9 protein-coding genes are annotated in these 7,893 nt (G+C 37.8%); 8 read left to right on the plus strand and 1 reads right to left on the minus strand.

Annotated elements, in window-relative coordinates:
• The first annotated feature begins 264 nt into the window (after window positions 1-264).
• Complete coding sequence (locus ACYQ2O_RS09030; RefSeq protein WP_459796448.1) at window positions 265-1,467, plus strand: S1C family serine protease; 1,203 nt, start codon at window positions 265-267, stop codon at window positions 1,465-1,467.
• 448 nt (window positions 1,468-1,915) lie between these two features.
• On the opposite strand, the gene ACYQ2O_RS09035 is transcribed toward ACYQ2O_RS09030, so the two are convergent.
• Window positions 1,916-2,338 carry an organic hydroperoxide resistance protein gene (locus tag ACYQ2O_RS09035; RefSeq protein ID WP_459796450.1) on the minus strand — a complete coding sequence of 141 codons (423 nt, stop codon included), beginning with the start codon at window positions 2,336-2,338 and terminating at the stop codon, window positions 1,916-1,918.
• Window positions 2,339-2,460: 122 nt separating this feature from the next.
• Here ACYQ2O_RS09035 and ACYQ2O_RS09040 point away from each other — a divergent pair, with 122 nt between their 5' ends.
• The 7 genes from ACYQ2O_RS09040 to ACYQ2O_RS09070 all read left to right on the plus strand — a co-directional run bounded on the left by ACYQ2O_RS09040 (window position 2,461) and on the right by ACYQ2O_RS09070 (window position 7,454).
• On the plus strand, window positions 2,461-2,883 hold the full coding sequence (locus tag ACYQ2O_RS09040) for a MarR family winged helix-turn-helix transcriptional regulator (protein WP_459796451.1): 423 nt from the start codon (window positions 2,461-2,463) through the stop codon (window positions 2,881-2,883).
• An 11-nt stretch (window positions 2,884-2,894) separates the two neighbouring features.
• Window positions 2,895-3,374: a 23S rRNA (pseudouridine(1915)-N(3))-methyltransferase RlmH gene (rlmH, locus tag ACYQ2O_RS09045; RefSeq protein WP_459796452.1), complete on the plus strand. Its 480-nt coding sequence runs from the start codon at window positions 2,895-2,897 to the stop codon at window positions 3,372-3,374.
• 634 nt (window positions 3,375-4,008) lie between these two features.
• Entirely contained in the window at window positions 4,009-4,308 is a 300-nt protein-coding gene (locus ACYQ2O_RS09050; RefSeq protein ID WP_459796458.1) for a DUF2500 domain-containing protein, read from the plus strand.
• A 180-nt stretch (window positions 4,309-4,488) separates the two neighbouring features.
• Complete coding sequence (locus tag ACYQ2O_RS09055; protein WP_459796453.1) at window positions 4,489-5,091, plus strand: hypothetical protein; 603 nt, start codon at window positions 4,489-4,491, stop codon at window positions 5,089-5,091.
• A 114-nt stretch (window positions 5,092-5,205) separates the two neighbouring features.
• Window positions 5,206-5,715, plus strand: a complete 510-nt coding sequence (locus ACYQ2O_RS09060; protein ID WP_459796454.1) for a DUF5946 family protein — start codon at window positions 5,206-5,208, stop codon at window positions 5,713-5,715.
• A 258-nt stretch (window positions 5,716-5,973) separates the two neighbouring features.
• Window positions 5,974-6,969, plus strand: coding sequence for a virulence RhuM family protein (locus ACYQ2O_RS09065; protein WP_459796456.1), 996 nt, complete (start codon window positions 5,974-5,976; stop codon window positions 6,967-6,969).
• Window positions 6,970-7,145: 176 nt separating this feature from the next.
• Window positions 7,146-7,454, plus strand: a complete 309-nt coding sequence (locus tag ACYQ2O_RS09070) for an MGMT family protein (RefSeq protein ID WP_459796457.1) — start codon at window positions 7,146-7,148, stop codon at window positions 7,452-7,454.
• Window positions 7,455-7,893 lie beyond the last annotated feature (439 nt).

A 7,893-nucleotide genomic window follows, 5' to 3' on the forward strand; every position in this document is an offset into this window, starting at 1 on the left:
TTAATTAGAACTGACTTTCTCAAGCCTTTTAAAAGCTCGAAGAGCAAAATAGGCTTGAGAAAGACAAAAACAATAAACTGCGTTTCAGATTTCTAGAATAAATTTCCGAGAATAACTTTACACATATCAAAGATCGTCAGAATACTGTAAAATTACAAAATATGTTAAACTGAAAATAACAGATAGTTTTTAATAAATACTTCACTTTTTGAACAAAAATAGGTGATATAGTAAACATGCTTTTATATAGTAGGAGGAACAACGATGAAAACTAAAACTAAGACTAAGAAATGGTCATCATTTTTAGCACTTATGCTTACATCCTCTTTTCTTGTCGGATGTGACTTGTTAGATAACGATACAACTGAACCGGAAGAAGATACTCAAAATGGCGTAGTGGATGGAGACGGACGAGTAACCGTCTCTGAAATGCGTGTAGATGTCTCATCAGGTATCACGGATGCGGTCGATGTCATTGACGATGCGGCGGTATCGATCATCAATCTCCAGCGTATAGGAACCACTCCATGGGGATGGTATGGAGAAACAGAGGCGACCGACGATGATGAAGAAAATCTGCTTCAGGCAGGAACAGGAAGCGGTGCCGTTTACAAAGTGGACGGAGACACAGCCTACGTCTTTACAAATAATCACGTAATCGAAGGATCGGACGCAATTGAAGTCATGTTCAAAGACGGCACACGTATTGAAGCAACTGTCATCGGGGCGGACGTCTGGACAGATCTGGCCGTTCTATCAATCGATGCTGAAGAAGTTTCAACGGTAGCTGAATTCGGAGATTCTGGGAATCTGACCGTTGGAGAACCGGCTATAGCTATTGGTTCACCTCTTGGGACGAACTTTGCGTCATCTGTGACATCAGGCATTATTTCGGCTGTTGAACGGACTGTACCTGTTGATACCAATATGGATGGTGAGATGGACTGGGAAATGACGGCGATCCAGACAGACGCAGCTATTAATCCAGGGAATTCCGGAGGCCCACTGGTCAACATAGCCGGACAAGTTATCGGGATCAACTCAATGAAAATCTCATCGTCTACAATCGAAGGGATGGGCTTTGCCATTCCAAGTAATGATGCGGTCGATATCATCAATCAGCTTGAAGAAAATGGAGAAGTCGTCAGACCGCTCCTAGGTATAGGTATGGTCGATCTGTCTATGGTCTCTCCACAGCAGCAGCAGGCTATCCTGAATCTGCCTGAAGATATAGATGGAGGCATCGTAGTTGCTGAAGTCGCAACAGGTAGCGCAGCCGCAGATGCCGGACTGATTGCCAATGACGTGATTGTTTCGTTCAATGGGGTAGACGTTCAGAACGGAATAGAACTGAGAAAGGAAATCTATGATACGGAAATTGGTCAGGAAGTGGAAGTCGAGTTCTACCGCGATGGTGAACTGCAATCCACAACGATCACCATGCGTAGTTCAGAAGAAATGATATAAACTGAAAATCTGGGGATACACAGCTGCTGCTAAAGGGCTGTGTATTTTTTATGTGTGTATAACTTTCGGGATAACCCTGTTCGGGTGTGGAAAGTGGAAAATTGAAGCCCAGTATATCAAAGATTTACTGAAAAAGTTATGCACAGCGCACAAACTAGGTGTGTATAACTTTTTTTAGGATAACAAAATGTATCTTTTAAAGGCTGGTGCTATAAGGTTTTGAATTTTAGAGAAGAAAAAATCGAGCTGTGTAAAACTGTGCATAACTTTAAAAGTAAACTATCTACTATTTTGGTAAAAATGTATGAATCACTCGAAAAAATGGGAACAGAACCTGTGGATATGTGGATAACTTTGGGGATAAGTGTGGAAAGAGGGTGGAAAACTAAACGAATCTCCCCGAGGAAGCCTGAAAGATCAGAGAGGAGAACCTGTGGATAAGAAAAGACTAGATTGCTTTAACTGTTTTCTTGACTTTGACGTTGCCTTCAATGGCACGTGAATACGGACAGACCTGGTGAGCCTGATCAACCAATTCTTCTGCTTCTTTTTGAGATACCGCTTCGATTTCAACAGCCAGTTCAACACTTAACCCGAAACCTTTCAGTTTCTTCTCAATGCTGGCATTAACTGTAACAGAAGATGTTGTTTTCATTTTAGCCTGACGAGCAACCATCTGAAGCGCACTGTCAAAACAAGCGGCATATCCTGCAGAAAAGAGCTGTTCCGGATTGGTCATCCCTGCTTCTTCTTTTCCGCCTAATCCTTTTGGTAGAGACAAATTTAAATCGAGTGTGCCGTCTGACGATTTGACATGACCTTTACGTCCGCCTGTCGCTGTAGATGATGCGGTATATAATGCGAGTCCCATATTTGTCACTTCTTTCCTCTATTTAATTGATTACAATTAGATTGTGAAAAATTAAATTATCCGTGTCAAACTATAGGAACATAAAGGGTAAATTGCTATAATGTAGGGAAGGAGTGAACGAGATGACATTAGACATATTAAAACTGGACAATCAGCTATGCTTTCCGCTTTACGCAGCAACAAGACAATTTACGAAAATTTACCGTCCTTTGCTGGAAAAATTCAACATAACGTATCCGCAGTACCTGGTGCTGCTGGTTTTATTTGAAACAGACACCTTATCCGTCAAAGCACTTGGCGAAAGACTGTTTCTTGACTCAGGTACGCTCACACCGATGCTTAAGCGTATGGAAGAAAGAGGACTGATCCAGCGGGCACGGTCACTTCAGGATGAGCGCGTGGTCGAAGTCAGTCTGACTGAAAAAGGAAAAGCGCTGGAGTCGGAAATTGCAGAAGTCCCTCGGGCATTTACAAAAGAAATCAAGCTTGAAGAAGAATACTTTGAAATGAAACGCATCCTGGCGAAAATTCTGGATCAGGTTTAAAGGAGTCGGTTATGGATATCACTATAGTCTCAGCAGGAAAACTGAAAGAGAAGTATCTGAAGAAAGGCATCGAGGAATACACCAAACGACTTGGTGCCTATACAAAAATAAAAATGGTAGAAGTCCCGGATGAAAAAGCACCGGAGAATCTGAGCGAAGCTGAAATGGTACAAGTGAAAGATAAAGAAGGGGAACGGATTCTGGCCAAGATACCGGATCAGGCTTATGTCTTTGCATTGGCGATAGAATCAAAAGAACGCACCTCTGAATCATTCGCCAAAGAAATCGAACAGCTCATGATCCACGGCAGCAGCAAAATCGTCTTCGTCATAGGTGGCTCACTAGGCCTGAGCGAAGCCGTCATGAAGCGCAGTGATACAACCATCTCATTCGGAAAAATGACCTATCCTCACCAGCTGATGCGACTGATATTAGTAGAGCAAGTCTATCGTGCCTTTCGGATTATGCGGAATGAACCTTACCACAAGTAGGTAAGGTTGTAACTGTTTGTAGTATAAACAACTAAGGATTACAAGAAAGTTAATGAATGCAGATTGATAATTTTTTATATCAAAGGCAATTCTATAATGGTGTATAAGGTTTATGAATTACCTGTATATATTAATAAATAAATAATTTATAATTAATCTGATAGTAGAAATTAATATTAAATAACAGAGTTGCTGTAATCTTTAAAAAGAAAAGGCATAAAAATATGTTTAGGAGGAAAAGACATGGACAATCTCTTTTGGGAAATAGGTGCATTTAACGTAATTCCGAAAGAAGTCTCCCACTTCTAAGCGTATGGGTGCGAAGCACCAGTGAAAGTGGGAGATGAATTTCGGTCAAGCGATAGCTTGAAGTGGTTAATGTCATTCTCATTTGGTATACTTTATATATAGACGATAACCAAGTCTATATAGGCGACAACCAAGCCTACTGAGTATTCCTTGGCGTTAGCCAAGTAAAAGAAAACCTATGAGGCAGGGACTGCCTTTTGAGCCTACCCATATCCGATTCCTCTGTCTGCATGAAACCTGTGCAGACAAGAATGGAGTTCGTAGGAAGCCCCCACTTCAAAATCCGGAGGATTTAAGTGGTGGGTAGTTCACCATCGTTTTCTTTATCGTTATAGCTGTTTTTATTTTTGTATTTGGTTATCTAGTGATTAATGCTTTTTTAAATTCTATAGCTGAACCGGTTACAGTTAAGGCCGAACTGGTGGAAAAGGATACAGAAACAAGCGGACACTCCACAGGAGATAATATGTCCAGCTCAACAACGTATTCTCTTTATTTTCAAACAGAAAATAGGGAACGAATTGTGCTGGATGTTTCCAGGAAAAATTATCGTATGTATGTTGTTGGAGATTATGGCAAGTTGACCTACCAGAGAAAGAGATTTAAAAACTTTGAATTAGAGTAATATCAAGTATAAGATTCAATTTATACGAGAGAAGTAGCGAGTATGAAAGAATAAAAAGACAAGCAAGAACTCATCTAAATCGTTTCAGAGAGGTATCACAAGTAAGTATTTCTATAAAATACGAAAGATTTTTAGTCGTGTTTAAAAATAGTTACTATTATTTTAAAGGAGCTGTTAAAGATGAAGCCAATGCTATTTGAACCGCCAACTGATCACTATGATGAACGGATTGCAGCAACAGACGAACAAATATGTCAATTAATCAAGCAGCGTAAAGAACTATCGGATAATAATCCTGGGTTTCCGACTGAAAAACACATTACAGACTGGTCAAAGAAATACGATTTCGAGGAAGATTTTCTAAATTATATTTTTGTAGATTTATTAAATGAAGATTTATATAAACCTGTCGTAGAGCCAAAGAATTTTATTAAAAACACACCTGTTATGAAGGCTTTTGAAAATGATGATACTTTTTATTCGGTCACTTTCGTTAGTCAGTTTGAGAATGCGAGTGTGGTCCATTTAACTATTAATAGCCATTTTACAAGTGATGAGTCTGAATGGGATTATTCTGAACATAGTCATTTTGAATTGTCAATAAGAGCAGAAGCCAGTCAATATAAATGCCGAAACGAAGGAGGCGGAGGTACTTTAGGAAACGAAACATTTACGTTCATAGTATCTCCTGCTTTGCCAGATGACGTATCTAAATATAAATTAGTCTTCAAAGAATATAAGATGCCGTTTAAAAAGGAAACTGGATTTGAAGTTGTTATTTAAAAAATGTGAAAAAGTTATCCTACAGGAATAATGACTTTTACAAATGAGAAGTGGATAGGACTAGTTACTGTTTGTAATGAAGCTTGCTGCATCTAGTTTAAAAGGAGAATTTATATGTTTGATCATTCAGTTATTATAGAAAATGATAGATGTATAGAATGTGGTGCTCAAATACAGGAAGGGTATACTTGTAATGAAATGTTTCACTTCCCTTTAGCATGGGAGCATAATGATCCTGAACTATATGATCTTCACTTTTGGCTTGTTTCTTGTTACCTTATTCAACATCCTTCTATCTACACTGTTGAAGCATATGACCATTTAGTTGATTTATTTAAACGTGCTGATGATAAGCATTGGCCGACTTCTTATATTTTGCAACAGAATCGAGCAAAATTGAAGGGGACTTCTGTGGTGATGAACACTGTTGAAAGAGATAAACGCCAGTTTAAATTAAATGATATGAAACAAGCAGGTGTACCTGTTGCTTTTGAACTCTTTGAAGGATGTTACCATGGATTTGATATTATTAATCCCAAAGCAGATATAAGCAAAAAGGCACAATCTTTTTTCATAGATTCTTTTAAGCATGCAGTAGATACTTATTTTGCAGAGCAGAAATAGGTTAACAATAAAACTTTGCTAAACTATAAACCTCATTTAGATATATTGAGGAAGGTGTTTGCATAAGTAATTGAGGTTTTGTGACTATACTCGAACGAATAAACACGATAAAAAGACTCTTAGACTTATAAAAAAGCCTAGGAGTTTTTGCAAATAAAAGTAAAAATAAAATCAAAAAGAATAAATGTTCGGAATTTATTTAATAGTCTACCGCAGATGTTATAATAAAATTAATAACTTAGGGTAGGGGAGACAAAAATGCAAAACGAGACCGATATTTTGATTTATCAAACAGAAGACGGTAATACAAAAATAGATGTCCGGCTAGAAAATGAGACTGTGTGGATGACTCAAAAAGCAATTGCTGAACTATATCAGACTTCATCTCAGAATATTACATTGCATATCAAAAATATTTATGAAGAAGATGAATTGAAAGAAGAGTCAACATGTAAGAATTACTTACATGTTCAAAATGAAGGATCGAGAGAAGTAAAAAGAAATGCCAAACATTACAATCTTGAAGTCATTCTTGCTATAGGTTATCGTGTGCGCTCTCATCGTGGCACCCAATTTCGTCGATGGGCAACTGCACGATTGAATGAATATCTTGTAAAAGGCTTTACGATGGATGATGAACGCTTGAAAGATATGCGCAATTTAGGACAAGATTATTTTGATGAGTTATTGGAACGCATTCGTGATATTCGGTCTTCAGAGAAGAGATTCTATCAAAAGATTACAGATATCTATGCAACCTCTATTGACTACGATCCTAAAGCAGAAATTACACAGAGTTTTTTTGCTGTCGTTCAAAATAAATTACACTTCGCCATTCATGGCAACACAGCTGCAGAACTTATTACAAGGAGAGCAGATTCAAGCAAGGAGAATATGGGATTAACCACATGGAAGGGGGACAAAGTTCGAAAAAAGGATGTAACTGTTGCCAAGAATTACTTAACTGAAAAGGAGCTAAAATCTCTTAATCGAATAGTTACAATGTATTTAGATTATGCTGAAGATCAGGCTGAGAGACAACAAGTCATGTACATGAAGGATTGGGTTGATAAATTAAACGCATTTTTGAAATTTAATGAGCGTGAAATTCTTCAAAATGCTGGAAAAGTATCTAAAGCAGTTGCTGACCAAATAGCTGTAAAGGAGTATAAATCTTTTAACCACCACCGGCTAGATCAAAAACCTAAAGATGACCTTGAACAATTCATAGAAAATAATGATTTGAAGAAATGAATATAAATTAAAGCATATTGTAAGGAGCTACCGGATGAATAGAGATAATACACCTCCGAAGAAGATACACATAAAACGTACATTTCTGACAAATAAAGATTAGTCATGGACATACACATAGCGAGATGATAAGTGACTAGTTAATCATATTCAAATGGATTACCGAGGTGATAGGCATGAGACGAACGTTAGATGACGAGCTGATTTATGAAATATTGTCGGTAGTGGAGGAGATTCCAGAGGGAAAAGTGGCAACTTACGGTCAGATTGCCCGACTGATCGGGAGAGAAAGAAATGCCCGTCTTGTAGGAAGGGTACTGAGTATGGCTGAGTTTTATGGAAGTTTTCCTTGTCATAGAGTAGTGAATCATGCCGGCAGGCTGGCACCAGGGTGGGGAGAACAGAGACAGTTGCTGGAGGACGAGGAGGTTCCCATGAAGAATGAAAGTCATGTTGATATAAAAAGCTGTCAGTGGGATTTTTGAGTAGTCTAAAGTAATATGCTTAAGAGGCAGTAGATCACTTGAATAAAATCGTAAAAAAAGGGTGTAGCTAAAAAATTAAATATGCCTTACAAACCTTTACTGAAAAAAATGTATAAAGTAGAGCCATATCACAAATAAGTATATATAAATAAGGAATAAGAAAACTGGGCTATATAGAGTGGAACAAGAGAAAGAGTCCCGTTGTATTTAGTGATCCTTCTAAATAATGTGAAAAACCCTTTTCAGTTATGTTAAAATTAAAAGGGAGTAACTCAAGTTTTGCAGTTGAATATCCAGGTTTAACCCTTGCGATTATTGAAACTTCTTATAAATAATTATCAAAAAACACACAAAAAGACACCTCTCTTTGGTAAAATGTAGTCACCATAACAACATTCAAAGGAGAGATGTCTTATGACTAATATTTTACCAGAAAAAT

This window comes from Alkalibacterium sp. m-11, assembly GCF_054658155.1.

Excerpts from the sequence above, each read along its gene's own strand:
- ACYQ2O_RS09030 (WP_459796448.1), top strand. The coding sequence starts at position 265 with ATGAAAACTAAAACTAAGACTAAGAAATGGTCATCATTTTTAGCACTT.
- ACYQ2O_RS09035 (WP_459796450.1), bottom strand. The coding sequence starts at position 2,338 with ATGGGACTCGCATTATATACCGCATCATCTACAGCGACAGGCGGACGT.
- ACYQ2O_RS09040 (WP_459796451.1), top strand. The coding sequence starts at position 2,461 with ATGACATTAGACATATTAAAACTGGACAATCAGCTATGCTTTCCGCTT.
- rlmH (WP_459796452.1), top strand. The coding sequence starts at position 2,895 with ATGGATATCACTATAGTCTCAGCAGGAAAACTGAAAGAGAAGTATCTG.
- ACYQ2O_RS09055 (WP_459796453.1), top strand. The coding sequence starts at position 4,489 with ATGAAGCCAATGCTATTTGAACCGCCAACTGATCACTATGATGAACGG.
- ACYQ2O_RS09060 (WP_459796454.1), top strand. The coding sequence starts at position 5,206 with ATGTTTGATCATTCAGTTATTATAGAAAATGATAGATGTATAGAATGT.
- ACYQ2O_RS09065 (WP_459796456.1), top strand. The coding sequence starts at position 5,974 with ATGCAAAACGAGACCGATATTTTGATTTATCAAACAGAAGACGGTAAT.
- ACYQ2O_RS09070 (WP_459796457.1), top strand. The coding sequence starts at position 7,146 with ATGAGACGAACGTTAGATGACGAGCTGATTTATGAAATATTGTCGGTA.